This is a genomic window from Blautia intestinalis (assembly GCF_014297355.1).
Classification (GTDB): domain Bacteria; phylum Bacillota; class Clostridia; order Lachnospirales; family Lachnospiraceae; genus Blautia_A; species Blautia_A intestinalis.
Genome location: NZ_JACOQE010000019.1, coordinates 1 through 26,299, shown reverse-complemented (window position 1 = coordinate 26,299; position 26,299 = coordinate 1). Strand labels below are relative to the sequence as shown.

Sequence of the window (26,299 nt, the reverse complement as noted above, 5' to 3'; positions counted from 1 at the left end):
CAAATGGTAACATCCACATTATTATCACTTGCAATTCTTTTCGCTTTTTTCACTGATTCTGCTGAAAAAACCTCATATCCGGATTTTTTCAGTGAGAATGTAATTCCACGATTTAAATTTTCATCATCTTCAACCACGAGTATACCTGGCATAGCATATGCACCTCTCTTTATTAACTATATATTTAAGTATATATCTCTTTCCTCAAACAGCAAAGGATATTTATATTCTATTGCTTCCGGTGTAATAACATCATCCGTTGATACATCTATTTTTATGGGCTGCTTCAATTTTTCAAGAAATCCCTCCGTATAAATACGAATTCCCGGATAATCAAATTCATCCATAATTGTCTCCATGTTTACAATTTAAAATGCAGATTCCATCAAGATGTATGGAAGAACAGAAACATATTGTTGATGAGCTAAATTGTATTGTTAAAATTAAGGAACAACGTCAGCAGGAATTGCAGCTTTTAGACAATCTCATCAAACTCCGATTGTATAATCACTTAATTTAAGGGTTTCATTAGCTGTTATATTTTATTAATAAACTCCCCGCTAACCCTTATAAACACTAACTTTTCTGTAGGTGAGCTTTCCCTTAGGTATTCCCTTGTGTTATATCGTTTCACAAGGCTTTACGAACCCTCGTAAGGGAAAAAATAAGGGAAGCAAAATCGCATAACACATTATAGCATAATATGAACGGACTGTGTGAACTGCTTGAAATGCTTTTTGAATTTTACAGAAAAGAGGATTGGTTTAATGAACATAATATATGCAGATTACAACATTTATCATAACAGCATTGATATATGCACTTATGCCGGATATATTCTTCGGATTGATTGTGCAAAGGCAGAGGAAGGATTAAAGACAACACCTAATTCAGAGTGTGCCTTGAATGCTTTGGCAATAGACAATCCTGTGAAGTATAACAGCTATTTCTGCTTATTCGCATTGTGGTTCATTATATTGAATAAAAATAGCATAAAACACAACGTAATCGGAAACAGGAGTCCAATGCGCATGCCCACATGAATACTACCTCCAAACATGTCCGCACCCCTTCCTACAATGGCTGGACCTATGCTTCCTCCAAGATCACCTGCCATTGCTAAAAGTGCAAACATTGCAGTTCCTCCTGTTGGAAATGCCTTGGAAGAGATGCTGATTGTACCGGGCCACATGATTCCTACAGAAAACCCACATACAATACATCCAGCAAGTCCAATGATCGGATTTTCTGAAAATGACGCTAATAAATAACATACAAAACATAAGATACCGGAACCAATCATAAATCTGTTTAGTTTCATTTTATCACCGGCTTTTCCAAACAACACTCGTGAAATTCCCATCGTCACAGCAAACATACAAGGTCCGGCAATATCTCCCACTGCCTTTGAAAAGCCTAGGGCTGATTCTGCGTACGCAGATGCCCATTGTGCCATTGCAAGCTCCGATGCCCCGGAACAGACCATCATCACAATGGCAATCAGGAACATGGGATTTGAAAATAATTTTCTGCTTCCCATTCCCTGTCCTTCCTCTACTAATGATTCAATCGGACAAGTTGCAAAATTAATAATATTGATAGCAGGAATTAATGCAAAAATAACAGCAAGCCATTTCCAGTTGCCAATTCCAAATAGCAGAAAGAAAACGGTCGAAACAAGTATAGTTCCAACTGCTCCCCAACAGTAAAAGGAATGCAGAAGGCTCATAGTAGCCTCCTTGTTCTCAAACGGACATGCTTCCACAATAGGACTTCCTAAAACCTCGATTAAGCCACTTCCAATCGCATACAAAATGACACTTATAATAATACCAATAAACGGAGATGGAATTATTTCCGGTAAAAATGCCAAACCTACAAGGCCTGCAGCCGAACATACTTCAGAAGCAACAATGCATACTCTATATCCAATTTTGTCCACGTACTTGGCACAAAACAAATCTACCAAAAGCTGTGTAAAGAAAAAGGATGTTGATATCATAGCAATGTTTCCAAGTGAAATATTGTAATCTGTATGAAATTTCAGAAATAATAAAGGTGCAAAATTCGCAGCAACTGCCTGCGTAATAAATCCCAAATAACACGCCAATTTTGTCTTTTTATAATTCTTCATCATTTTTCCTCAACTCTCTTTGTTGTTATTCTTAGATAATGCTCATCTCCACACCAAACACTTCCCTCATAGAACGCACCTAAGTATCTTGGTTCACAATTCACTATAAATGACTTTTCAATAAGCATTAACATAAATTCATTTACCTGTTCCTCATTATCTAAAACGATAGAAATACATTCTTTTTCATCACATAAACCAAATTCAACCTGTGCATACATTTATCTTCTCCTCCTTACGGCTAAATAGAACTATATAGCAATTTTGTTTATTTTTCACTATATAATATCGCAATTATGCTGTATAATATCGTAAAACAGATTGTTCAGGAGGGGACTGCCATGTCGCAGAAAGAAAAGAAAAAGCTTGTAAGTATAAAAAACGATGATACACTGATGGAAACTGCTTTACATGGGACTCATCTTTTTCCATACAAACTCTATGATGAAAACATAACCGATTATGATTTTAACTGTATTGACTGGCATTGGCATACCGAATTTGAATTTGTATATATCGAATCCGGTATAGTTCACTTTAATGTAGGAGAAGATAATTTTGACATGTCCGAGGGACAGGGAATATTTATTAATTCCAAAGTTGTTCATAAAATGCATTCCGAAAATGACGCTGTAATTCCAAATTTTCTCTTTCTTCCGTCTCTGATTGCTCCGAAAGAAAGTTTAATCTATCAGAAATTTGTGTTACCCTTTCTGAACTCATCTTTGGGTTATTACATTTTTTCTTCTTCACAGGAATGGCAGAAAGAAATTTTGTCTGAAATGCAAAAGCTTATACAGTTTAGCAGAGGTGAAATAAATGAACTACAAATATCTGTTCAATTACAAAAGATATGGGCATTCATAACTTCAAATGTTATTTGTTACCCAGAAACTCAAAATGTGAATACTTCCTCACTTGCACGGTTACAAATGATGATGCAGTTTATACATTCGAATTACCCTGAAAGCATTTCTCTTTTGGATATTGCCAAAGTTGGGGAAGTGAGTATCAGTACTGCCTTGAATTTGTTTCGTAATGTACTGAATACATCTCCTGTCAACTATCTGATATGCTACAGGTTAAGGAAGGCAGCATTACTTCTTACCAATACAGAAAAAAAAGTAAGTGCCATTTCAATAGAAACTGGATTCAGTAATACAGATTATTTCTGTAAAACATTTAAGAGAATGTATTCCTTAACTCCTACAGAGTATAGAAACGTAAAGAAATGAATTATCCGATGAAAAAAGGGCGACTTATCTCGCCCCTTTATCTCTGCTATGGTAATTCCTTTGTGTATGCTGCTGATCAGCTTCTCTTTGATATATCCGTAATGCTATAATCAGTTCCCTTGCCTCGATGCATTTCCCCTCCGTACCGCTTTTAAGAAATTCCTGCTGATTAAATCGTGCAAGCTCCGTCCAGTAGTTGCGGTCTGTTGTTTCATAGACCGCATACAGATTTTCCTGCTTGGCGTGACTGGATATATAGGTAATCCTACCACGGACATTGTGGAGCTTGCTCATCTGAATAAATGAATTTCTTTCGATAGTGCTTCCTCCTCTCGTAAATGTTACTTAGGGGAAAGAGGTGGAAGGATTATATAAGTGAGTGGATAGCTTAGGCTAACAAAACGAGGCCAGGCTTATCATATGCCAATGGAGATACGGAGTAATTTCCTGGCAAAATAAATACACAAAGATCCTGTTCTTTATAGCATAGTTTGAACAGGATCTTTTTATAATGCTTTATTTTCTATCTAAAATTTTATTAAACCGACTAAAGAACGTTGAAGTTGTTATTATCGCTGCCAAAATATCACTGATTGGCTCAGCCAAAAATACCGCAAATACTTTATTCTGGATAAAATGCGGCAGGATAAAGATCAACGGAATCAACAGAATCAATTTTCTTAAGCAGGCAAGTAATAAACTAACTTTTGCCTGGCCCAATGCCATGAAACTCTGCTGACAAGCAACTTGGAATCCAAGAGAAAAAATACCTGCCATGTAAATTCTTAACGCCCATGCCGTATACGTGATTAATTCTGTATTATTCGAAAAAATACCTGCAAACATCTTCGGAAATAGAAGCATAATCAACCAGAAGCATCCCGTAAAAATTGTACAAACTGTAAATTGAGTAAAAAATGCTTTTTTTACTCGATTTCTATTTCCTGCACCATAGTTATAGCTCATGATTGGCTGTCCACCCTGACAAATTCCCTGTAATGGTAATGTTGCAAGCTGGCTAACACTGGTAATAATTGTCATAGCCCCTACTGCGAGATCTCCGCCATATCTTGACAAACTGGAAGTAAAACTGATAGACAAAATACTTTCCGTAGATAACATGACAAATGTAGATATACCAAGAGCAAGGCATGGTAAGATGATTTCTTTTTGCAGTTTAAAGTTTTCTTTTTTAAGATGCAGAATCGTCTTCTTTCCTGACAAGAAACGAAGGATCCATATTGCCCCTACAGCCTGACTCAAAACAGTTGCGAGTGCAGCTCCCTTTACTCCAAGATGAAATACGAAGATAAAAATCGGATCAAGAATGATATTGATTACAGCACCAATCACTGTTGTCATCATGCTGATCTTCGCAAATCCCTGTGTCGTAATAAATGGATTCATTCCCATCACGATCAAAACAAAAATACTTCCAAGAATATAAATCCTTGCATAATCCACGCCATAAGGAAGTGTCTTATCGCTAGCACCAAACATCGTCAGTAACTGTGGCGCAAAAGTAAAGAATATCACCGTCAAAGCTGCGGCCATAAGCATGAGGATTGCAAAACAATTTCCAAGAATCTTTTCAGCTGTCTTATTATCTTTCTTTCCCATAGAAATCGCTGCACGCGGTGCACCTCCGGATCCTGCCAGCATGGCGAAGGCATTGATCAGCATGAGAATTGGCGTAAACAATCCAACACCTGTTAATGCTGCGGCACCGACACCTGGAATATGTCCGATATAAATACGGTCAACAATATTATATAAAAGGTTGATGATTTGAGCCACAACAGCCGGTATTGCAAGCTGGGCCAAAAGACGTGGTATTTTTTCTGTTTCCATAGCTTGTGCGTTTGACTTACTGTTCATGTCTGTGTTCTCCTAAATATTATCTAATCATCTCAATATAATCAAATTGCTTATGCAGTCTCTCCCCTAAGTGTTCTGGTATTCTTGATAATGTACAAAACAACTGATACAACCATCATTATAGCACACAAACCAATTAACCTTTCCTAGATTGCTAATCATATGAAATCTTCTTGCAATATATCCATCAGCGAGATCCGTAAGACCGGATAGCAATAAGATTTCTCCTGCTAACAAAGGATTTTCCTTTACACAATAACTCCATATAATTACTGGAATCAGACAAAACCGAAAAAAAGAAAGCAAATTGGGTACTGTAATAATTCTATTCAAATTTTCTTTCTGACTTCCTTCACTCTGCATGTACGGTCACATCACTTTCCTTTTGTTTCGACATAAACCAATAAAATACAGCACAAAATGCCAATGCAAATACAACACCAAAAACATTCTGAATCACTCTAAGACTAACTGCTCCTTTTAATCCATAACTTTCCGCAGCAATTGCGAGAGCGCCAAAGGTATTAAATACAGCCTGCCAGCCGTATTGCGCTGAAAATCCTACACCAATTCCACCAAGAATTCCTATATAAGCATAGATGGATGATGGAAGCAGAAAATATAATACGGTGAAGCATATAACACCTACAATATTTCCGACAATCCTTTTACGGACTCTGTACCGCATGTCTTCCACAAACGGCAAAATTGCTGACATAGCTGCAATACCTGCCCACATTGCACGTGGCATATTGCAAAGTTCTGCAATGCAAAGGACAATTGGTACACATATAATCTGGCATAACTGCCATTTTGTTCTCGATGAAGTGATATCAAATTCCTGAATTAGATCTTTCAAATTTCTTTTAAAAGTTCTATTTTTATGATTTCGATAAAATACAAAACAGGTAAGAACTGCGCCTAAAATCATTCCGGCCAATCGCATCTGATAGCTTGTTCCTGTAACATCATATCCATATAATAGCAGATAGCCAAGAACCAATGTAGATTGGTTAAACATGAATGGATTATGACATCCAAAAAATATCAACACTGCCAGTGCAGCAATATTTAACAGCATTCCCAGTACCGGTGAAAGCTGATTTGCAAGATGCGGACATACGACCATTATTACAAAGAACATAGCCAAAAGCATCGTAGATTGTCCAGTGTGGATTCCCAAATCCGCATTTCGAAATACCATAAGACATAATAAAACTACCACACCAACAATACTGTTTTCATTTCCAAACAGGATGCTGAAAACAGTAACAAATAAAAAACAAAAAACCATTGTAACAGCTATCTTAATCAGATATACCAGTATATGATACATTTTTTCTTTCGTGGTTTCACTCTTTTTCAACAGATTTTTCGATCCTGCCTGATTTAACTGTAATTCCTGATAAAATGTCATATAAATCCTCCCATCTTCTACTTTTATATTATATTCTCATTTGTCTGTATCGGAAGTTCTACAACAAATCTACATCCGCCATATTCCCGGTTTTCTGCTTTGATCGTTCCTCCCGCACTATCTACAATCCGCTTTACAAGTGCAAGACCAAGACCGTTTCCTTCTGCCTTATGAGAACCATCTACCTGATAAAACTTGTCGAATATTCTAGTCTTTACATCTTCCTCGATTCCTGGTCCTTCATCCTCCACAATGAACTTCACAGAATTCTTTTCCTGTTTCAGAAACATCGTAATTGTTCCCTTTGCCGGACTAAACTTGATTGCATTATCTAAAAGATTCATCCAGATATGCATAAGAAGTCCTTCATTTCCAGTATATTTGACTTCCTCCAATTCTACCTGGAAGCCAATTTCTTTTTCTGTCCATTTTGATTCCAAAGAAAGAAATGCCTGACGAATCTGTTCATCCAGTCGATATTTCGTTTTTTTCATTGGTATATTCTGATTCTCCAATTTAGACAACAACAAAATATTTCCAACCAACCCAGAAAGCCTCTTCGTGTTAAATAAGATTTTTTCTACATATTCCTCTTGCTCCTGCGATAATTCTTCTCCCTGAAGAAGCATTGTATAACCTTCAATGGCATTGATAGGGGTCTTAAACTCATGAGAAACATTAGATACGAAATCCATCTGCAGCACTTCTGTTGCACGAAGCTCTTTTGTCATCACGTTGAAACTTTGGTAGGATTCACCAACCTCTGCTATACGACTGTTCGTTTCCAAATGCTGTTCAAAATCTCCTTGAGAAACTTTCTTCATTGCTTTACTGAGTCTGGTAATTGGCTCCAGTAACTTTGCATTAATAAAAGAAGTAATGAGCCCTGCGATCAGTGTATTAAAAATCAAAAGCCAGCCAAGCACAGGTATACTCCCCGGTAGCTTAAAGAAATGATTTAAAAATGCAAATAATAAAGCAGATATCACTGTTGAAAATACGAGAGACAGCCAGATTGCACCAGTCAGACAGGACCGAATCTTCAATCTTTTTTCTTTCTTCTGATTCATTATTTTTTCACCACCTTATATCCAATTCCACGCATGGTTACAATTTCGAAATTTGGATTATCTTTAAAACGCTCCCTGATTCTTCCTATATGCACCTCTATCGTATGTGGGTCTGCCTCTGTCTCATATCCCCAAACTTCATCCATTAACTGCTGTTTTGTAAATGTTCTTCCCGGCGAAGCTGCCAGCTTATATAAAAGCAGAAATTCTTTTTTCGGTAAAACAAGGCTTTCCTTATCCGTTGTAACGGTCATTGCATCATAATCAAACTCTGTTGAACCAATCACAATTTTATGTTCATTCAGGATCTGTGCACGACGGAGCAATGCGCCTACTCTTAAAACCATTTCATTCACATTTACCGGTTTTACCATATAATCATCACTTCCAGAAAGAAATCCCTGGCGCATGTCATCAAAGTTTCCTTTTGCAGTGATCATAAGTACCGGTATCTGGTATCCTGCTGAACGAAGTTCCGACACCAGCTCATAACCATCCATAACCGGCATCATGATATCGGAAATAATCAGATCAATATATTCCTTATCCAATACTTCTAATGCCTGAGCTCCATCCGGTGCACTTTTAACCTGATAACCATTCTTCTCGAGCACTTTCTGAAATAGCTGGCTTAATTCTTTATCATCTTCTACAATTAATATCTGAAACACGTTTTCCTTCCTCCCTGTTATCTATTAAAACAGATATCTTGCCCATCCAAGCAGATGCTGTACCAAAAACACATTTCTCTGACGTTTTTTTGTTAATTCAATCGGTTTTACATGATACGGATCATGATACGTGCCATCTTCTAATGCCTGTCGGGATACTTTTTCATATTCCATCATTCCTTCTTCCAACTGTTTATTGATTTCTTTGCTACGTATTACAAGCATCAGTTCCGTATCCAGATACGTACTTCTCATATCCATGTTAAAGGAACCAATCACAGATATATCATCATCGATCAGGATGCTTTTTCCATGGTAAGAATAACCGCCTTCATATTCCCAGATGTCAATTCCTGTATTTAAAATCTTATTTCTATTTTTTGCATAATCAGCAGACCCGAATGGATTGCCATTATTTGCAACCGAATTTGTCATGATTGAAAAATTTGGAACATTCTCTGCAATCTCCTCCCATGTATTGTACATCATATCATTACAGATAATATATGGTGTATGAATCTTTACACGATTCTTCGCACTTTTCATCAATTCTCCCAGCTGATACCAGACTACTGGTTCCTTGGAAGCTGTGTGAATAGGATTTGATACCAATGCAATCTTTTCTGTCTCAAACGTTTCATCTGTATAATCCGTATCGAAAATCATTCCCTTGTTTTCATTAAAATATTGCTGATATCCTTCCTGCAGTTCTAATACTGCCTTCTTTACAGATTTTCTATTTGCAAGTTTCTTATCATTATGAAAATAGCCACTATCTTCTTGTTCCCATATCGTTTCAAAATAATCTAACAACTGGTTGACTGAATTTTCTTTCCTTGGTTCATCGCAAATAACCAACACATCTCTGTCATAGTTCTTGTGTCCTGGAAAATCGCCCAGGAAATAATTATATGTATTTCTTCCTCCAAGAATATAGTTCTTACCATCTGCAATCAAATATTTATCATGCATTCTTCCCATCATTTTCCATGGTTTCAACGGATTGGCCTTATTGTATAATTTGATTTCAACATTCTCATGGGAAGATAATCCATAAAAATACGGATTACCTTCCATATCAATCCAACTCTCCATTCCATCTACCAGCAAGCGAACATGTACACCTCTGTCTGCCGCATCACGAAGAGCTCCTAAGATCAATTTCCCACTTTCATCGGATTTGAATGCAAACGTAGAAAGAATAATTTCCTCTTTTGCATTCTTAATCAATCGCACTCTTTGTAAAAGAGCTTCCGAATTCTTTTCTATGATCACTGCCCGTTCTGGATTATCACTGCATTCGTTCCACGACTCATTATGTATTTCTTTTATGGTTTTTTCGGACATTTCTGGCTGTTTTTTATATGCAATGCAGATTCCAAGTAATTCATAACAAGCCATAAACAGAAGAACTGCCAGTATAACAAGAAGAATTTTACAAATTTTATTCTTTTTCATTGTATATCACCTAATTCCTTTTTTCTATGCTTATATAATACAATGTCAATCTCAATTCAACCTCAACAAAATTTATTTTTTTCACCTAAACGGAAATTCTGTACAAATCATTCGATATAACAAAACGACCTCTCAAAAACAGTCGACTTTTAAATTAACTGTTTTTTGAGAGATCGTTACATCAGATTCTTATAGCAATCCAGCAAATAATCTCATAAATAATTGTCCTAATCGTAAATATGCACTGCGTCCGGTACAATATTGTTCTGTCACATCACGACATTCACCCATGGTTTTTATCAAATCACTCTTTATATCTAAAACAGACTGACAATCTATCATAAAACATCCATTTTCAAAATGATGGTATAAACTTCGATAATCCAGATTAATTGTTCCACAAGTTGCCATACAGTCATCCACCACACTCATTTTTGCATGGCAGAAACCAGGAGTCCATTCATAAACACGCACACCATGTTTAACCAATCCATGATAAAAAGAACGAGTGATATTATAAATAAATTTTTTGTCTGGAATACCCGGTGTAATAATTCTGACATCCACTCCTCGCTTAGCAGCCAAACATAACGCATGTGTCATTTCGTCTGTTATAATCAGATATGGAGTCATGAACCAACAGTATTTTTCAGCTTTATTTATCATACTAATATAAACTTCTTCTCCAACCTGTTCATTATCCATAGGACTGTCTGCATAAGGCTGAATAAACCCCGTTTGCTGCGCCTTGTAATCATAATGAAAAATATATTTACCAAAATCAGGATCATTCGCATCTTTATCACTAACCGCATTCCACATTTCCAAAAATGTCACTGTGAGTGACTGAACAGCATCTCCTTCTAAACGAATACCTGTATCTTTCCATTGTCCATAAGGATGTGTATAATTAAAATATTCATTTGCGAGGTTGTATCCACCGGTAAACCCAACTTTCCCGTCAATAACCGTTATTTTTCTATGATCACGATTGTTCAAGAACAAATTTAAACCTGGTACAAACGGATTGAATACACGGCAATGAATTCCTACGCACTCCATTTTTTTTACAAAATCAGTATTAATAAATCCTATAGAACCCATATCATCATAAAATATGCGTACTTCCACTCCAACTTTTACTCGTTCTTCCAGAATCTTTTGGATCTTATGCCACGCCTCTGCATCTTCTATAGCATGATACTCCATGAAGATAAACTTCTGTGCCTTTGCAAGATCTTCAAGCTGAGTCTCTAATCCCTTTACTGCTTCATCGAAATACATCACATCCGTATTCTGATAGATTGGATACTGCGAATTTCTTTGTATATAACTTGCAATATTTCCTGCCTTCGGAATCGTTTCGTTTATTCTGCTTAAACACTCCTGATTATCGGAAAGCATTGGTAACAATTTGCTATCAATTTCTGCATATCGCTCACGCATTTTATGTGTGCCACCATTCAAACCAATCAATAAATATAGGCCTACACCCATAATTGGGAAAATTAAAATTAATATAACCCAAGGCATTTTCATGGAAGATGTCTTATCTGATGCATACAATCTCAAAACTAAAATTCCACTTAAAATCCTTGTAAATAGATTTATAATTTCTGCATATTCATTTAAGCGTGTTACAATAGTAATAATAAAAACTACTTCTAGAAGAATGCAGATTATGGAAAAACACAATCGTTTTACTCCGTTTTTTGTTTTCGCTTTTCCTTCTAAAGTATCTTGTTTCATATATATTCCAACCTTTCTACTCAATTAAATTTCGTGGAACATACCAATTTTGTCTTTTATTCTCTGCATTTCATTATCTGCTTCAATGACAACTCTTGCAGAATGAAGTAATTCTTCACTGATTTCTTCATATCCAGGCATTTCTTCAATGCCTTTTTTATAACGAAGCTGATGTTCCAACGTTGCCCAGAAATCCATCCCATTAGTTCGGATTTGAAGTTCTACACGCATAGGTGTTTTACCCTTAGCAAAAAATACAGGAATCTCAACAATCATGTGATAGCTTCGATAGCCATTTGGTTTGGGATTTTTTATATAATCCTTTATTTCAATAACTTTGATATCATCTTGTTGTGTGATCAAATCAGATATCATATAAATATCATCAATAAATGCACAAACTATTCGAACACCTGCTACATCATTTAGATATGTTTGTATATTCTCTGTTGTAAAATCATGTCCCATTTTCTGCAGTTTATTATAAATACTATTGGGTTTCTTAATTCTTGTCTTTATAAATGAAATAGGATTTCGATTGTTCTCAACTGAAAATTCATCATCTAAAACCTCAAGTTTGGTTTGAATTTCCCGGATAGCACAACGGTACATCATCATTAAATTATAAAACTTTGTAGCATTCTTTAAAAACTGCATTGATTCCGGATTATCCATCCAGAGTTTTTCTACTTCTTCCTTTGTCATGGTAATTTCCTTCCTGCTTCTTATTTATAAATACTATTTATTTTGATAATTGATTTGTTCTCCTTGAATTACAGGATAACAGATCAAGTTATTACCATCCAAATCTTCCGCATACATATCTACCGCACTTATCTGATGATTTTCATAAGTATTGTAATAATAAATGCCTTTTGTAACATTACAACAAGATGTATATAATGTAATTTCATATTTTCCATCAGCCACCTCGCAACATCCACGTTGCTGATCCACGGATCCGAGAATGTGAAAGAACTGGCTAACACTCTCTTTCTCTGATTCACCTGAAATTGCATGTATCTTTGTAAAAGCAACACGCACAAATCGAGAGGAAGATGAGAGATCTCCCGGAAGACCTATTCTCCCATACCTCTACTATATGCATCAAGAGCCAAATTTTCGCCAAAAGTGTTCTCCGGCTGTTTTGGGGACAAATGCATATAGTTGTTTAATTGAAACATCTGCTGTGGAAATGGCGGATTATTCGTAAGCACTCCTACTGGATTGTCATAAATATGCAAACCATCTGACATAGATTCTACCGTAATTGACTCATTCTCATCAGAAATGATCCAGTGTAATTGTGCTAATGGTAATTGCTCGCTGAAAGGAGTATTAACAATATTAATTCGTTCAAGAAGCTCGCGAACTTCAACTAAAGAAGAACACTGACTTAAAATCCACGGAATGAATTCAAACTGTGCAATATTTTCCACATCTGGCTTAATCGCGGCATAAACAGCATTTCCGACAAAATTCAGTCCTGCCATTGCCACTCCTTTTTCATTCATAGCATCATAATACAAAGGATAATCTTCTGCAACATGAGCCATTCCAATAATTGCATAATGATTTTTCATATCGCCAACATGGCGAAAATTAAACGCATAATTACGTGGTGTAATTACTATCTGATCACCATAAGAGAATTCATAATCGAGGGTTCGTCCAAAGTAAAAATCTTTTGTTTTATAAGTTGCTGCTGTACACATGATCGTTTATCCTCCTAAATAGATTAAAATATGTCAATGAGTTTTTTTCTTGAACAATATTATAGCACAATTCTTTTATTTTGTTCCAACTTCATACATGATCATAACATGTAAACTTTAAACTATTTTCCTAGATTATTTCTCCATCAGTTTTTCAAACCAGGTATCCATAGCTAGGATGAATTGACCTACTGGTATATAGCCATTTCTTTGAAAGCCCTCTGAAAGGCCACCTGCACCAGCAAATATATCAATATATGAAAATGCCATTGTAATGGCCCTCCTTCAATAAAACAATTATGCCAAGTTTAATTTATCCTTTTTTCTTGATATCTATCATTTCACAAACATACGTATACTTTAAAAACTTAGTTCAGCAAGAGAATGAACTTACCGAATTATTTTTGTATTTAATGCCTGAGAGCTAAGAATAGCAGGGACAGGCAGTGTATATACACTGCCGGGCATTCGCCTCAAAAGCGGGATCCTCCCCACTTTTGGAAACGAAAGCTTGTAAAACATAAAAAGCTTTCAAATAACCGTATTATAGAGATCGATAACTGTTCACCGCTTGAAATACGGAAACTCCAAAACAATCTCACGATGATCGCAGACAACGAGGAAATCGAATTCGTTTACGGAAAAGTAAAAAGAAAACCTGCACTTCAACAGCTGCATGAGGAACTGGAACAATGCGAAAAACGACTGATGGAATATAAAGAATGCTTTGAGATCATGGGAAAAAACAGAAACAGTTATTCCAAAACAGATCTGGAAGCTACTTTTATGCGTATGAAAGAAGATCACATGCTGAACGGACAGTTAAAGCCAGCATATAATGTTCAGATCGCGGTAGAGAATTATTATATCGTACATGGATATGTAAGCAGCGACCGCACCGATTATAATACCCTGATCCCGGTCCTTGAAAAACATAAGACTGCTTTCGGGAGTATTCTGGAAGAAGTAACTGCGGACAGCGGGTACTGTAGTGAAAAAAATCTGCTTTATTTAAAACGGAATGAAATATCCAGTTATATAAAACTGCAGGATCATGAAAAGCGAAAAACACGCGCTTATTCAGAAGATATCAGTAAATATTACAACATGAGGACAGGGATCTTTGAAGATGAACAGTTCTATATCTGCCATGACGGACGTGAACTGCGGCATCTCAGGACAGAGAGCAAAGAGCAGGATGGGATATACACAGACCTTTGAGGTATATGGTTGTGCAGACTGCAGCGGATGTGAACATAAAGCACGCTGTCTGTATAAGTATGATGCGGAGAAAGATGCCGAAAAGAACAAAGTCATGAAGATCAATGAACAATGGGAGGAACTGAAAGAAAGATCGCATGCCAATATCCAGAGTGAACGCGGGATCCTGAAACGCCAGACACATTCCATTCAGACGGAAGGACATTTTGGAGATATAAAGGAAAATGAGAACTTCCGACGTTTTAATTACCGTTCGGCAGATAAGGTATATAAAGAATTCATGCTGTATGCTATTGGAAGAAATATAAATAAATATCATCGTTTTTTATACGAAAAACTGAGAAAATTTGAAGGAAAAACTGCCTAGAAAAAAATGCGGCTGAAAAAATCCAAACAAGGATTTTTTGCGGCCAAAAACAGAAAGTATTTATCAAAATAAAAATATCCTGAACAAGTTGCAAAGCCAGAAAGCTCTGTAACTGTCAGGATATTTTTGTTTGGTGCTGTCAGCTCTAAAAAACGTTATTTACCGACAGCTCCCTGTTTTGTTTTAATGATATTTATGCATCCGTACATAATAGCTGATGCATAAGATCACAGTGGCTCCGCTCCATGCTGCAATCTCTGCAAAGAAAATACCGTCCTGTCCGATAAAATGGGGAAGGATCAGTGCAGCACTGATACGCATGACAAATTCAGCCATACCACTTACCATAGGCATTAAGGTATCTCCCAGCCCCTGAAGTACAGATCTGTACACGTACAGGAAGTACAAAACCCAGAGCATGGCAGCCATAATAGAAAGGTATTTAAAAGCAATTGCCAATACCTGCTGTGTCTGCTGCGGTTCACCTGAGATGAAAAGTGAGAGAATATTTTTTCCAAATAAAAACATGGCAGCAGAAATGATCAGTGAGGTAAGCAGGGAAAGCAGCATACTGCTGCGGACGCCTTTTCTGATCCTGTCAATCTTTCCGGCTCCCAGATTCTGACCCACATAGGTAACGATGGCATATCCATAGGAAATAGCAGCCATTTCCAGCAGACCATAAAGCTTGTTTGTAGCTGTAAATCCTGCTACAAAAAGGAAACCGTAGCCATTGATCACATACTGGACTACCAGACCGCCCACACCGATGATGATATTCTGAAATACAACAGGAATACCAAGCTTCATCAGGCGGGCATTCATGCCGGAGGCAGGCATAAAATCTGCTCTGGTCAGATGAACGATATCAATTCTGCGTAAAATCAGGAAACAGTAAACAGCGGAGAAGCTCTGTGCAATCACAGTTGCGATTGCTGCTCCTGCCACACCCCATCCGAAGCCTGCCACAAAAAGGATGTCCAGTGAGACATTCAGCACAGATGCGATGATCATTGCGGTCAGCGGTGTTTTACTGTTTCCCATAGCCCTTAGAGCAGAGGCAAACATATTATAGGCTGCTGTGGCGGGGATTCCACAGAAAATGATGCGCAGATATAACAGAGACATTCCGATAATATTGGAAGGTGTATGCAGCCCTGTTAATACCAGCGAAGCAAATGACTGGCTGAGAATCAATACTCCGGCTGCGATGAATGCGGTCAGCCGGTAACTGTGAGCCAGAGATTTACGCAGATTTTCGAAATCCTTTGCCCCATAATACTGGGAGAGTTGAATAGAAAATCCCTGAGTGAGTCCTGTGGATATTCCTGTGACAACCCACATCAGAAAGTCAACAGCACCCAGTGCGGCAAGAGCCTCCACACCTGCAACCTGACCAACAACCATGGTATCCACCATTGTATAAAGCTGCTGACAGATATTTCCCAGCATCAGGGGAATTGCAAAAAGAATGATCAACCGTCCCGGTGAACCGGAGGTCATATCCTGAATCTTGGTTTTCATTAGTATAAAAGTTCCTTTCCGGAGCATATTTGAAAAAGTTTAGAAATGATTATTCGAATATGCCCTGATATTTACATTGATAATTTTACATCATTAACGTGAAAAATGAAATATAATATATCATCAGAATGATATAAATTTATCAATACCTGCTATAAGCAGCATGTTGTTGAAATTATTATGCATAGCGCCTGAGAGGAGTTTTTGATTGCTATTTTTTAAAATACAGATATATAATAGAAGGCAAGTCTTTACGGAATGAGACATGAATTATGCTGAAAAGATTCACTAAATATGTAACCCAGAGTGTTGCCGGAATGATCGGGATTTCCGTTTATGTTCTGGCAGATACTTTCTTTATATCTGTATATTCCGGTGCTGACGGACTGGCAGTTCTCAATTTGATCCTGCCGGTTTATGGACTGATCTATGCGATTGGGGCTATGATCGGGATTGGTTCCGCTACCAGGTATGCCATAAGCAGGGCAAAAGGAGAAAATACAGAACATTATTTCGTACAGTCAGTAACCTGGAGCATACTGGTTGCAGTTCCATTTATGCTGATCGGAATTTTTATTCCGGACAAAGCATTGGCTTTGCTGGGTGCAGATGCCGGACTGATCGGACTTGGACGAAACTATGTGAGAATTATTCTGATCGCAACACCATTCTTCATGTCAAATTATACATTTACTGCATTTGCCAGAAACGATGGGGCGCCTTCTATTGCAATGATCGGTTCCATCAGTGGAAGTATCTTTAACATTATATTTGATTATATATTCATGTTCCCAGTCGGTCTGGGATTTTCCGGAGCCGGACTGGCTACTGCAATCTGTCCGATCGTAACAATGAGCGTCTGTACCATACACTACAGAAGCAGCAGAAACCATGTAGGATTCCATTGGAAAAAACCGTCATTCAGACACCTGATTTCCTGCTGTCAGCTAGGAGTTTCCGCATTCGTCGGTGAACTGTCTTCCGGTGTGATCGCTATTGTATTTAACTTCCTGATCCTGGGAATTGCAGGAAATGTAGGTGTAGCAGCCTATGGAGTTGTGGCAAACCTTTCTATCGTGGCATTTGCAATCTTCAACGGTCTGGCCCAGGGAGCACAGCCTCTGATCAGTGAAAGCTACGGAAAAGGTCAGCCTACTCAGGTAAAAAAACTTCTGAAATGGAGCCTGCTCGTATGTCTTGCCGTAGAAGCATTGATCCAATTGATCATCTGGACAGCAACTGACCCGCTAATCAGCATTTTCAACAGTGAAAACAATGTTCAGTTATTGAATTATGCACATACAGGACTGCGTCTGTATTTCCTTGGATTTATAGTTGCAGGAATCAATGTTGTACTGGTGGCATATTTCTCAGCAGTAGATGAACCGAAAATCGCGATTGTGGGATCATTCCTGAGAGGAATTGTTGCTATTGTTATCTGCGCAGTTATACTTGCGAAATTATTCGGATTAAATGGAATCTGGATCTCTCTTCTTGCAGCGGAGACAGTTACGTTTCTGACGATTCTGTTTCTGGCATATAAAGACAGAAGAAAAAGAATGGGGCTGTCGGGAAATATGTAAAAAACGTTATTTACCGACAGCTCCACTATTGATTGTGATTTCCTTAATTATGATGTCATAAAACTGTTTCCCTCAAATGGACTTTCGCTTCCCTCTGCGTCATCCATAAGTATATTCATTGCAATAATATATTTTGCAGCATGTGGCTGCTGGTCTATCATCTCCTCCAGAGATTCTTCCAAATCATATTTATGATAACGAACCCAACAAGCTAAGTTACAGGATTGCTGAACAATATCACGAATCATGCTCCGCATGGTTTCTTCATATAAATGAATTGCGTCTGCATCAATCTTTTCGATATTCTCCTGTAATTGCCTGTCTGCTTCTTCTTTCCTCTGATTTAACAATTCATATTGCTCCTGATAGCGTGCTTGGTATTCCTCAGGTAATTGGATAAACGCCCATAAAACCTTTTCAACATCTGGATCCAGATCTCTTTTTAATGCTGGTAGCTGAATATATTCTTTTTCCATAATAGTTTCCTCACTTAATAATCCATTTTCCAATTTTGTGTTGTGCTGATTCCAGTATAACTTCCATAAACACTCCGATCCACAGAAAGAACAGCAAGATACCACTGGCAACTGCAAGTAAAGCAAACCGCTCCCATTGTCTGTACCAGAGCAGTGTTCCAATCAGCATAAAACCCAGAATGAGATTGACAATCCCTTTGCCGATGCAGTAGATTTCAACTACGATCTTTACCAGTAAATGGGCAGTGGCTAATAATAACCACACCGGTAACAATAAAATTTTTCCTGCCATTCTTAAAACAATCATAAGTACCTCCTTCAGTTTGCGTACTGTGGCATGTCGTGATTTACCGCTGCTTTATAATAACTTCCAATCGTTGATGGTGCATTAAATAAAGCAGCCAGCAAATATTGTTTTATGTTTCTGACTTTCGTAGTATTTTTATCCATGCACTCCAGCACATACTCGATATGCGAATAATTCAGTTTCAGTAATTTTCCCTTCACAAAGCCTGCCGGATAATATTCGCCGGCGATCCGTATCATATCCTTTTCAGTTTGAACGGTCTCCAGAATCAACTGATATATTTCTTCTACCAGATCCTGCTCTCTGCTATATGTATGCAGTAAAACATCAAAATCAATATTTTTCTTTACCAGTTCAGCATAAGCATTGATTGTCTGTTCTTTTTGATCACATCGAATCCTATCGCCATCTGATTTGATATGATTCGATGTGATATTACTCTGATTATTATAATTCATATAAGTCTTATTATATAGCGGTACCGTTTTGGGAACCTCTTGCAGTCCGTTTTTGGGCACTTCTGAGGTATCTGTTTCGGCACCTCTGAGGTGCTTATTCATCACCTCAGGAGTTCCCCTTTCGATACTTCTATGTACCACATCTTTTTCCTGTGAAGTTCCCATTTCATTACTTCTTTGACTACTCTGATGTGCCATAAAGCTCTTAACATATATAATGTTCGGCAATCCAAAGCCTCTCTTTTTCTTTTCAATCAGTCCGATTTTCTCCAATTCTGTGAGATAATCCATTGCTTTTTTCTTAGAGAATCCCAAGTCACTCTGTATCTCCGTGATCTGATAGATAATGTACACCTTGTTTTCTTCGTCAAGCCATTTATTTTTCATTGACAGTCCCATTCTATCCAGAAGTACCGAGTAAAGGACTTTAGCTGATAAAGACAGTACGGAAAATGCTTCATCTAATAATAATATTCTTGGAATCCGGATAAAACTGAACTGATCAGCCTGAGTGCCATAATAGTATTCAAAATTCATACTGTTATCTCACCTCTCTTCCATTGATCCAGAAGTTCCAAAATTACACTTTCCATATCCTCTGCCGTATATTTTTCAGAGAAGAAATTTCTCAGTTTTTTCTCTGATAATATGATTTTCTGTTCCTGCTTTCTACCAGGCTGACTGTTTACCAGTATGGAGATCATTTTCGCCTGCGTCATCGGTCCTACTTCAAGTGCTGTGCGGAGTGCCGCTACCTGAACTGCTTTAACCGTACCATTTTCCTTGATGTATTCAAATAACCATGTTTGAATCTCTTTGTCAATATAGGAAATGTCAACCGCAACAGTAAACTGCAGACGTTTCTTATCTACATAATCAAGAAGGTCTGGAATGAGTTCCGTAAGTCGGATATACCTTCTAACTTGATTTTTACTTTCTCCTACCTGCTGTCCAATTACCGCTGCTGTTTCTGACCTCCACCCATTTTGGGTGTAAGTGGAATCTGCTATATCATTTCTGGCACCTTGCCTCTTCATCGCATCCATTTTCATTTTATATGCAAATGCCTTTTCACTTGGGAGCAACTCTTCCCTTTGAATATTAGCATCTACCATTATGACAATGGCTTCATCGTCTTCCATATCCCGCACAATGGCTGGTATAGTTTCCATTCCTGCTTTTATCGCTGCGTGCATTCTTCGATGCCCGGATATCATCTCATAGCTGTTATTCTTGTCTGGCCGCACTAAAACAGGTGTCAACACACCATTCTGTTTAATACTCTCTACCAGATCATCCATCTTATCATCATCCAAAACCTTAAATGGATGATTTGCAAAGCTATGAATTCTGCTAATCTCAATATCTGTTGCACTTTCCTCACCGGACACTCCCAGCAGTTCATCTATGCTGGGCATCTTTATTTTGTCTGCGCTTTTACTCTTCATTTCTCAATACCTCCTTTGCAATCGTCTCATATGCTTTCGCTACTTTTCCATTCAGGCAATGGGAAAAGATACTGACGCCTTCTGCACTTGTTTCAGCTGCTTTCACTGACATAGGAATCACTGTATCAAAAATCTCTATTTTCTCACCATAGGCTTCACGCACTTTGCCAGCCACATCCTTTGCATAGTTTGTGCGAAAGTCCACCATTGTAAGAAGAATCCCTTCAAATATCAGCTGCCTGTTCAGCCGCTTCTTCACCATTGCAATCGTATGTATCAGCTGCTGAAGCCCTTTCACCGGAAGGTAAGCTGCCTGTACTGGAATCAACACGGAATCCGCAGCTACCAGTGCATTGATTGTCATTAGTCCCAGGCTTGGCATACAGTCAATCAAGATATAGTCATACTCTGTTCTCACAGCCTCAATATATTCCTTCATAATCAGTTCCCTGCTCATCACGTTCCCCATTGTTACTTCCAATGCAGATAATTCAATATTTGCCGGAAGCAGATCTACATTTTCTTTATGATGCAGAATGCCATCTGTGATCTCAAATTCTTTTTCATTGATGATAGCCATCATAATTGTGGCAAGTGTAGTTCCTATTTCGTCCGGTTCTACATAACCAAGACTTGCTGTAAGGCTCCCCTGTGGATCTGCATCAATCAGCAACACTTTCTTTCCCTGTCTGGCAAGTCCAATTCCAAGATTTACGGTTGTGGTGGTTTTTCCAACTCCACCTTTCTGGTTTGATATTGCGATTACTCTACACATAATTTTCCTCCTATTTTGCTGCCGTTTTCTGCGGTTTCCATTGGTTTAACATGCTCAGTATCTCTTCTTTCATTTCTGCCGGGGTATATGATTTTGGGAAATACCGATACAGTTGTTCGTTGTTAAACATCACTCTGGTAATTTCCCCTTTTTTGATCTCACCCATGATCTCTCTCATTTTTGTCCCCGTCAGCTTTTTCTCACGGCTTAATTTCTTCATTCTCTGTGCCTGGGAAATGGATGGGACTGCCTGTGTATACTCCATAGCATCTATAAATTCCTTTTGTTCCTCTATCGTTAAATACGAAAGTTCCACAGCCGGGTTAAATGAAAGTTCACCGTTATCCAGCTTTTCCAGTAACTCAGGAATAAGATCCGTCAACTTCAGATACCGCTGTACCTGTTTTGCGCTGTCACCAAATTCTTCACCAATGATTTCTACTGTCTTTTTTCCTTTCAACGGGTAGTCAGACTGGCTACTTTTTCTTCTTCCTCCGGTTCGCTTCATAGCTTCATTCTTCATCTTATAAGCAAAAGCCTTTTCACTGAATGTTATCTGCTGTCTCTGTAAATTGGAATCCACCATATTAATTACTGCTTCGTCATCTGACATGACTCTGATAATGACCGGTACCTTCCTGTAACCAAACTTTTCAGCAGCTGCCTTTCTTCTGTGTCCGGAGATAATCTCATAAACACCATCTGGAATCGGTCGTACAATCAGCGGATTTATGATTCCATATTTCTCAACACTTGCACTAAGCCGAATCATTTCCTGATCCATCCGAATCTTAAACGGATGGTTCTTAAAGGTCCGCAGACGTTCCAGCTGAATCTCTATAATTTTTTCGCCATCTTCTGGAACTGATGCACTTCGTGTATCCACTGTATCCATATCTTTCCTCCATTTCTTATCTGCAACAGAAAAAGCCTGTCCAGATAGATTTCTTTTTGAAATCTGATCCAAACAGGCTTACTGTTGACCTTAGTTCTCACTAAGCAAAGATTCTATTGTATTCACACCTAATAACTTACCGCCGGATATTTCCCTTCCTCTTTTTTCTTATCTGAGCTTGAATTTACATCCACTTTCTCAAATAAACAGCTGGCTTTTCTCTTTTATTAGAATTTCGTTTTATTTCCAGCTATTATACCAGCAGTGCGTTTTATTAGACAGCGGCTAATAGGATTCTTTCCGTATTAGCTGATATTCCATTCCTTTTTCCCTCTGAAAAAACAAAAAAGCGGAAATCATATTAGAAATTTTTCTAATACATTCCGCTTTTGATAGGACGTCCCGTGCGGGAATCGAACCCACATCTAGTGCTTAGGAGAGCTCCAACCTATTGTCACTCTCTGTCAATCTGAGGTAAGGTAAACCCATATGGGACACTATTAAAAACTGTTTCCGATTCAATTTGAGTTATTCTGAATACCCCCTCTGTCAAGCTCTGTAAAGCTCTGAAAGTTAGCTGATTGTTTGCTCCAGCTAATAATTGGGGAATGCCTTGATATTACCATCGACATCTGTTATATGACCACCATGCTTCGTACGTTCGATCATGGTAAACAGTATTCAATTAAACTTCCTATCGAAAGCACAAGATATTTTCTTGTCTATAAATAATATAACGCATACGAGACGGTTTGTCCATGCGTTTTTGACTGGCAAATTTTATTCAGTAAAAATATCTGTAACCTTTTTTGTAACTGAATCTCCATCATCAAATGATGGAGATTCCAATAGATATGATGGAGATAGACTAATTACTTCATCGTCTTCGCCAGTGAATTGAGCAATGCCCGCATCTCTGGATTTGCCAACACTTTTGCCAAAAGTTCCGGATCGACTTCATCAGCAACAGTTGCATTATTATTTTCCTGCTGTACATGCATCTGTGGATCCAGATTCTTCTTCTCATAAAATGCTTCTTCAAAAAGCTCTGCATTTTTCCTTCGGTCATCATCCAGAATATGAGAGTACACATCCGTAACCATATTGACCTGAGCATGGCCGGAATCACCCTGTACCGCCTTGATATCTCCACCATTCAATTTCAGCTTATAAGTAACGCTGCTATGACGGAAACTGTGAAATACAACCGGTGGGAGATTATAGTCCTCGATCAGTTTTTTTAAAGGACCACGGATTGCTCCATCTCCGAGAGGAAGCCCAAAGGTACTTGCCATAACCAGGTTATAGTCCATATATTCATCACCAAGAATTTCTTTCATTTCATCTTGCTCAGCTTTCCAGTCTACCAGCATATTAGCAACACTCTTCGGTAAGAATATTTTACGCACACTGCTTTCTGTCTTCGGTGTTTTCAGAATACGGACCGTAGAATTCTTCTTATGATTTGTCGGAAATACCAACAACACATCTTTTCCATCCAATGCATTTAAAGATTCTTTTCTTATACGCTGTGATTCTTTGTTGATGAAGACATATGCACGGTTTTCTTCAATTGCCTCATGAGAAATATCTACACAATCCCAGGTAAGACCAAGCAGCTCACCAAGTCGCAGGGAACATGAGAAAGATAGATTAATTGCGAGCTTTAATCGTTCATCTTCACAGACACTGAGCGCATACATCAATGTATCCGCTGTCCAGATGTCTCTTTTTTGTGATTTATGTTTTGGTACAGTCGCATGGGTGCAAGGATTCTTCTCCATCAACTCCCATTTCACAGCCTGTTCAAAACAGTTTCTAAGCAGCTTATTAATATCCCTGACCGTACTGGAAGATACAAATTCATTTCGACTGGTTTTATTCAATGGATTGATAACTGCACGTCTCTTCAAAAGACTCTGATAATATCTTTCGATGAAACGGGTATTGATCTCTGAGAGTTTCGTATCACCAATGATCGGAAGAATATAGTTATTGATAAGAGAGACATTTCCTTCATATGTAGAAAGCGCCCAGTTTTCTTTGCCATAAAGTGCAACATATTCTGTAATAAGCTCGTCCAGTGTTTTGCATTTACGGACGACAAATGATCCCATCTCTTTTTTATATTCAATTTCTTTTTTTCTTCTCTTTGCTTCGGCTTTCGTTTCATAGGTTTCCCACTTCTGTTTCCTCTCACCTTTTTCATTCGTATAAGAATAGATTACATTAAATTTTCCGTTTCGTTCTCTTATAGATGCCATATTATTGTATACTCCTTTCCAAATCTCTTTGCTCCATCCAGTCCTCAAATTCATCCCGACGGATCCTAACTCGACTGCCAACTTTTATTACTGTGAACTTTCCTTTATCCGCCCACTTGTTGATCATGCTTCTGCTGACCTTTGCCAGATAGGAAGCTTCATCAAAAGTAAGATACTTTATATTTCCATTGCTTCCTCGTATTCCGGTCTGTGATAATTTCTTCCGCCGGAAATTAGCCAGGGCAATATTTTGTTCATGTGCAAGTTCTTCATAATCATTTGATGGATCCAGCTTATACCGATCCTGACCTTCCAGGAATTTTTGAAAACTCTCTTTTGTGATCCTTTTCTTTTCTGCAATCACAATGAATTCAAAAAAATGACTATACTTTGGATTATCAAGAATTGTATATACTGCGCTTCTGGTTGTTCCAAGCAGCTGTGCCATCTTAGGCATCGTAATTGTTGCATCTTCCAGAAGAGCGTCTTTTTCTCTGTCTTCCTTTGTTCGATACCGGGACTGGCTTTTATACCAGTTCTGAAAAGATTCTTTTGGTATTCGTTTCCAGTAATCGACAATAACAGCTTCCATTTGATTTTTCTTGAGTAAATCATAAACAAGATACTCATCAACACCCAACAGATCCGCAACTTCCTTAACGGAATAGGACCAGGATTTCAATTCTTTCCCTGGTTCTTCTCCGGTAACTTTATGGTATTTAATCTGATTGGCGTACCATTTTTCAAAGCTGGCAATATTGATTCGTATCTTTCCGGCAATCTCTTTAGATTCAAAAACATTTTTATGCACTAGCCAGTATCGATCTGTCTTTTTTAATCCCAGCAGCTTTCCCATTTCCGGCACGGTCATCCAGGTTCTCTTTTGTGTCGGACGCCGTTTGTAAGGACTGTCTTCTGATATCTTTGAAATGATCTCTTCAACATCGTCCATTTCCGGAACTTCTTTTTGTTTCATAATTGCTGTTGCCATTTATTCTTCACTTCCTGTCTTTTTAGTGTTAGTGTTTTTTCTTATATCATATCTCAAATCCAGATAAAAATTTAGGATGTCGATTGCAGACAAAATCTGCCTGATCAACACCCTGTTTTTTATTGTTCCAAGTTATCGAGCCAGTCATCGAAACTCTTCTTAGAGATGCGATACTTTCCGCCATCCAACTGGATCCACCGGAATTCCTTTTTCTTTAAAAGGTTATAAATAGTAGGTCTGCTGACTCCTAAGATTTCCTGTAACTCTTGAACTGTATAACATCTTTTTTCTGACATTTCTTTATCCTCTTTTCTTTGAAATATGAAAGAAAAATTATCCCTTCATATAACGAAACGCTCAGAGCATGTTTTACAGTGGTCAAAAGCAAATTTTTTTACTTTTTTCTTACGAGTTTTCTTTAATGCAACTCGTAACATTAGATTTTTACATTTTTCATGAAATTAAGTAAAGAAAAAGAGCATATGGAATTGAATCCATACACTCTATGATTACTGAAACTTTATTTCATTTTTAATTCAACAAACTGTTAAGGAAACAATCGGAGTTGGTGTAAACGAAAAAGCAGCCTTGAGTTCTGATAAAAACTGCCCTTTCGTTTACATCAATTTCGATTTTACCTTGGTGAACAAAGTCGCGTCCCTT

23 protein-coding genes and 6 pseudogenes are annotated in these 26,299 nt (G+C 37.8%); 4 read left to right on the top strand and 25 right to left on the bottom strand.

Translation table 11 applies throughout. The features are described from left to right. Nucleotides 1–152: pseudogene (locus tag H8Z79_RS16395) on the bottom strand (response regulator transcription factor); the annotation flags it as partial. Nucleotides 153–176: 24 nt separating this feature from the next. Continuing rightward, nucleotides 177–347, bottom strand: a complete 171-nt coding sequence (locus H8Z79_RS16390) for a nucleotidyl transferase AbiEii/AbiGii toxin family protein (protein WP_015541396.1) — start codon at nucleotides 345–347, stop codon at nucleotides 177–179. Nucleotides 348–767: 420 nt separating this feature from the next. Between H8Z79_RS16390 and H8Z79_RS17655 the strand changes: the two are divergent. Further along, nucleotides 768–938, top strand: a pseudogene (locus H8Z79_RS17655) (DUF6061 family protein); the annotation flags it as partial. 5 nt (nucleotides 939–943) lie between these two features. Here the strand turns inward: H8Z79_RS17655 and H8Z79_RS16385 are convergent. Together H8Z79_RS16385 and H8Z79_RS16380 are read right to left on the bottom strand one after the other, a co-directional pair. Beyond that, a complete protein-coding gene (locus tag H8Z79_RS16385; RefSeq protein WP_118049750.1) occupies nucleotides 944–2,134 on the bottom strand; it encodes an MFS transporter in 1,191 nt (396 codons plus the stop codon). Then, on the bottom strand, nucleotides 2,134–2,355 hold the full coding sequence (locus H8Z79_RS16380; protein ID WP_187002953.1) for a hypothetical protein: 222 nt from the start codon (nucleotides 2,353–2,355) through the stop codon (nucleotides 2,134–2,136). Before H8Z79_RS16380 ends, H8Z79_RS16385 begins: the two co-directional genes overlap by 1 nt. Before the next feature lie 120 nt (nucleotides 2,356–2,475). On the opposite strand from H8Z79_RS16380, the gene H8Z79_RS16375 reads away from it, so the two are divergent. After that, nucleotides 2,476–3,369: an AraC family transcriptional regulator gene (locus tag H8Z79_RS16375; RefSeq protein ID WP_187002952.1), complete on the top strand. Its 894-nt coding sequence runs from the start codon at nucleotides 2,476–2,478 to the stop codon at nucleotides 3,367–3,369. 99 nt (nucleotides 3,370–3,468) lie between these two features. Here H8Z79_RS16375 and H8Z79_RS16370 read toward each other — a convergent pair. From H8Z79_RS16370 to H8Z79_RS16320, 11 genes and pseudogenes are all read right to left on the bottom strand, one after another. Next, a pseudogene (locus H8Z79_RS16370) lies at nucleotides 3,469–3,687 on the bottom strand (MobA/MobL family protein); the annotation flags it as partial. 198 nt (nucleotides 3,688–3,885) lie between these two features. Next, on the bottom strand, nucleotides 3,886–5,247 hold the full coding sequence (locus tag H8Z79_RS16365) for an MATE family efflux transporter (protein ID WP_015541399.1): 1,362 nt from the start codon (nucleotides 5,245–5,247) through the stop codon (nucleotides 3,886–3,888). 138 nt (nucleotides 5,248–5,385) lie between these two features. Next, nucleotides 5,386–5,610 (bottom strand): annotated as a pseudogene (locus H8Z79_RS16360) (CDP-alcohol phosphatidyltransferase family protein); the annotation flags it as partial. After that, nucleotides 5,600–6,664 (bottom strand): FUSC family protein, encoded by a 1,065-nt coding sequence (locus H8Z79_RS16355; RefSeq protein WP_118041458.1) that lies wholly within the window; start codon nucleotides 6,662–6,664, stop codon nucleotides 5,600–5,602. The pseudogene H8Z79_RS16360 and the gene H8Z79_RS16355, both read right to left, overlap by 11 nt. Before the next feature lie 23 nt (nucleotides 6,665–6,687). Then, a complete protein-coding gene (locus H8Z79_RS16350; protein ID WP_118041456.1) occupies nucleotides 6,688–7,734 on the bottom strand; it encodes a HAMP domain-containing sensor histidine kinase in 1,047 nt (348 codons plus the stop codon). Further along, nucleotides 7,734–8,405, bottom strand: a complete 672-nt coding sequence (locus tag H8Z79_RS16345; protein WP_117602944.1) for a response regulator transcription factor — start codon at nucleotides 8,403–8,405, stop codon at nucleotides 7,734–7,736. The genes H8Z79_RS16350 and H8Z79_RS16345 overlap by 1 nt, the downstream gene beginning before the upstream one ends. A 24-nt stretch (nucleotides 8,406–8,429) precedes the next feature. Next, entirely contained in the window at nucleotides 8,430–9,863 is a 1,434-nt protein-coding gene (locus tag H8Z79_RS16340) for a phospholipase D family protein (protein WP_187002951.1), read from the bottom strand. A 189-nt stretch (nucleotides 9,864–10,052) separates the two neighbouring features. Next, nucleotides 10,053–11,612 (bottom strand): cardiolipin synthase, encoded by a 1,560-nt coding sequence (gene cls / locus H8Z79_RS16335; protein WP_015541404.1) that lies wholly within the window; start codon nucleotides 11,610–11,612, stop codon nucleotides 10,053–10,055. A 24-nt stretch (nucleotides 11,613–11,636) separates the two neighbouring features. Next, nucleotides 11,637–12,317, bottom strand: a complete 681-nt coding sequence (locus H8Z79_RS16330; protein ID WP_015541405.1) for a GTP pyrophosphokinase — start codon at nucleotides 12,315–12,317, stop codon at nucleotides 11,637–11,639. Nucleotides 12,318–12,350: 33 nt separating this feature from the next. Beyond that, nucleotides 12,351–13,327 (bottom strand): annotated as a pseudogene (bsh, locus tag H8Z79_RS16325) (choloylglycine hydrolase). A gap of 135 nt (nucleotides 13,328–13,462) precedes the next feature. Next, nucleotides 13,463–13,597 (bottom strand): DNA cytosine methyltransferase, encoded by a 135-nt coding sequence (locus tag H8Z79_RS16320; protein WP_117594046.1) that lies wholly within the window; start codon nucleotides 13,595–13,597, stop codon nucleotides 13,463–13,465. Nucleotides 13,598–13,828: 231 nt separating this feature from the next. Between H8Z79_RS16320 and H8Z79_RS17545 the strand changes: the two are divergent. Then, nucleotides 13,829–14,915 (top strand): annotated as a pseudogene (locus H8Z79_RS17545) (transposase); the annotation flags it as partial. Nucleotides 14,916–15,098: 183 nt separating this feature from the next. On the opposite strand, the gene H8Z79_RS16310 reads toward H8Z79_RS17545, so the two are convergent. Continuing rightward, nucleotides 15,099–16,439, bottom strand: a complete 1,341-nt coding sequence (locus H8Z79_RS16310; RefSeq protein WP_015528771.1) for an MATE family efflux transporter — start codon at nucleotides 16,437–16,439, stop codon at nucleotides 15,099–15,101. Nucleotides 16,440–16,711: 272 nt separating this feature from the next. Between H8Z79_RS16310 and H8Z79_RS16305 the strand changes: the two genes are divergently transcribed. Then, the gene (locus H8Z79_RS16305; protein WP_055066638.1) at nucleotides 16,712–18,022 is read left to right on the top strand and encodes an MATE family efflux transporter; all 1,311 of its coding nucleotides are present in this window, start codon (nucleotides 16,712–16,714) and stop codon (nucleotides 18,020–18,022) included. 47 nt (nucleotides 18,023–18,069) lie between these two features. Here the strand turns inward: H8Z79_RS16305 and H8Z79_RS16300 are convergent, their stop codons facing one another. The 9 genes from H8Z79_RS16300 to H8Z79_RS16260 form a co-directional block, all read right to left on the bottom strand. Further along, entirely contained in the window at nucleotides 18,070–18,498 is a 429-nt protein-coding gene (locus tag H8Z79_RS16300; protein ID WP_117594050.1) for a hypothetical protein, read from the bottom strand. A 10-nt stretch (nucleotides 18,499–18,508) separates the two neighbouring features. Next, a complete protein-coding gene (locus H8Z79_RS16295) occupies nucleotides 18,509–18,805 on the bottom strand; it encodes a hypothetical protein (protein WP_055066640.1) in 297 nt (98 codons plus the stop codon). 11 nt (nucleotides 18,806–18,816) lie between these two features. Further along, nucleotides 18,817–19,800 (bottom strand): DUF6017 domain-containing protein, encoded by a 984-nt coding sequence (locus H8Z79_RS16290; RefSeq protein ID WP_118041452.1) that lies wholly within the window; start codon nucleotides 19,798–19,800, stop codon nucleotides 18,817–18,819. Beyond that, on the bottom strand, nucleotides 19,797–20,711 hold the full coding sequence (locus H8Z79_RS16285; RefSeq protein ID WP_118041450.1) for a ParB/RepB/Spo0J family partition protein: 915 nt from the start codon (nucleotides 20,709–20,711) through the stop codon (nucleotides 19,797–19,799). Before H8Z79_RS16285 ends, H8Z79_RS16290 begins: the two co-directional genes overlap by 4 nt. Then, nucleotides 20,701–21,486: a ParA family protein gene (locus H8Z79_RS16280; protein ID WP_117767960.1), complete on the bottom strand. Its 786-nt coding sequence runs from the start codon at nucleotides 21,484–21,486 to the stop codon at nucleotides 20,701–20,703. The genes H8Z79_RS16285 and H8Z79_RS16280 overlap by 11 nt, the downstream gene beginning before the upstream one ends. A gap of 10 nt (nucleotides 21,487–21,496) precedes the next feature. Then, complete coding sequence (locus tag H8Z79_RS16275; protein WP_118041460.1) at nucleotides 21,497–22,381, bottom strand: ParB/RepB/Spo0J family partition protein; 885 nt, start codon at nucleotides 22,379–22,381, stop codon at nucleotides 21,497–21,499. Nucleotides 22,382–23,253: 872 nt separating this feature from the next. Further along, nucleotides 23,254–24,645: a tyrosine-type recombinase/integrase gene (locus tag H8Z79_RS16270; protein WP_172678862.1), complete on the bottom strand. Its 1,392-nt coding sequence runs from the start codon at nucleotides 24,643–24,645 to the stop codon at nucleotides 23,254–23,256. 1 nt (nucleotide 24,646) lies between these two features. Beyond that, the gene (locus H8Z79_RS16265; RefSeq protein WP_187002950.1) at nucleotides 24,647–25,636 is read right to left on the bottom strand and encodes a helix-turn-helix domain-containing protein; all 990 of its coding nucleotides are present in this window, start codon (nucleotides 25,634–25,636) and stop codon (nucleotides 24,647–24,649) included. A 119-nt stretch (nucleotides 25,637–25,755) separates the two neighbouring features. Next, the gene (locus H8Z79_RS16260; protein WP_003864535.1) at nucleotides 25,756–25,932 is read right to left on the bottom strand and encodes a helix-turn-helix domain-containing protein; all 177 of its coding nucleotides are present in this window, start codon (nucleotides 25,930–25,932) and stop codon (nucleotides 25,756–25,758) included. Nucleotides 25,933–26,299: the final 367 nt, after the last annotated feature.

Excerpts from the sequence above, each read along its gene's own strand:
- H8Z79_RS16260 (WP_003864535.1), bottom strand. The coding sequence starts at position 25,932 with ATGTCAGAAAAAAGATGTTATACAGTTCAAGAGTTACAGGAAATCTTA.
- H8Z79_RS16270 (WP_172678862.1), bottom strand. The coding sequence starts at position 24,645 with ATGGCATCTATAAGAGAACGAAACGGAAAATTTAATGTAATCTATTCT.
- H8Z79_RS16350 (WP_118041456.1), bottom strand. The coding sequence starts at position 7,734 with ATGAATCAGAAGAAAGAAAAAAGATTGAAGATTCGGTCCTGTCTGACT.
- H8Z79_RS16285 (WP_118041450.1), bottom strand. The coding sequence starts at position 20,711 with ATGAAGAGTAAAAGCGCAGACAAAATAAAGATGCCCAGCATAGATGAA.
- H8Z79_RS16290 (WP_118041452.1), bottom strand. The coding sequence starts at position 19,800 with ATGAATTTTGAATACTATTATGGCACTCAGGCTGATCAGTTCAGTTTT.
- H8Z79_RS16355 (WP_118041458.1), bottom strand. The coding sequence starts at position 6,664 with ATGACATTTTATCAGGAATTACAGTTAAATCAGGCAGGATCGAAAAAT.
- H8Z79_RS16330 (WP_015541405.1), bottom strand. The coding sequence starts at position 12,317 with ATGACAAAGGAAGAAGTAGAAAAACTCTGGATGGATAATCCGGAATCA.
- H8Z79_RS16365 (WP_015541399.1), bottom strand. The coding sequence starts at position 5,247 with ATGAACAGTAAGTCAAACGCACAAGCTATGGAAACAGAAAAAATACCA.
- H8Z79_RS16275 (WP_118041460.1), bottom strand. The coding sequence starts at position 22,381 with ATGGATACAGTGGATACACGAAGTGCATCAGTTCCAGAAGATGGCGAA.
- H8Z79_RS16390 (WP_015541396.1), bottom strand. The coding sequence starts at position 347 with ATGGATGAATTTGATTATCCGGGAATTCGTATTTATACGGAGGGATTT.
- H8Z79_RS16300 (WP_117594050.1), bottom strand. The coding sequence starts at position 18,498 with ATGGAAAAAGAATATATTCAGCTACCAGCATTAAAAAGAGATCTGGAT.
- H8Z79_RS16320 (WP_117594046.1), bottom strand. The coding sequence starts at position 13,597 with ATGGCATTTTCATATATTGATATATTTGCTGGTGCAGGTGGCCTTTCA.
- H8Z79_RS16375 (WP_187002952.1), top strand. The coding sequence starts at position 2,476 with ATGTCGCAGAAAGAAAAGAAAAAGCTTGTAAGTATAAAAAACGATGAT.
- H8Z79_RS16295 (WP_055066640.1), bottom strand. The coding sequence starts at position 18,805 with ATGATTGTTTTAAGAATGGCAGGAAAAATTTTATTGTTACCGGTGTGG.
- H8Z79_RS16280 (WP_117767960.1), bottom strand. The coding sequence starts at position 21,486 with ATGTGTAGAGTAATCGCAATATCAAACCAGAAAGGTGGAGTTGGAAAA.
- cls (WP_015541404.1), bottom strand. The coding sequence starts at position 11,612 with ATGAAACAAGATACTTTAGAAGGAAAAGCGAAAACAAAAAACGGAGTA.
- H8Z79_RS16340 (WP_187002951.1), bottom strand. The coding sequence starts at position 9,863 with ATGAAAAAGAATAAAATTTGTAAAATTCTTCTTGTTATACTGGCAGTT.
- H8Z79_RS16380 (WP_187002953.1), bottom strand. The coding sequence starts at position 2,355 with ATGTATGCACAGGTTGAATTTGGTTTATGTGATGAAAAAGAATGTATT.
- H8Z79_RS16385 (WP_118049750.1), bottom strand. The coding sequence starts at position 2,134 with ATGAAGAATTATAAAAAGACAAAATTGGCGTGTTATTTGGGATTTATT.
- H8Z79_RS16310 (WP_015528771.1), bottom strand. The coding sequence starts at position 16,439 with ATGAAAACCAAGATTCAGGATATGACCTCCGGTTCACCGGGACGGTTG.
- H8Z79_RS16305 (WP_055066638.1), top strand. The coding sequence starts at position 16,712 with ATGCTGAAAAGATTCACTAAATATGTAACCCAGAGTGTTGCCGGAATG.
- H8Z79_RS16265 (WP_187002950.1), bottom strand. The coding sequence starts at position 25,636 with ATGGCAACAGCAATTATGAAACAAAAAGAAGTTCCGGAAATGGACGAT.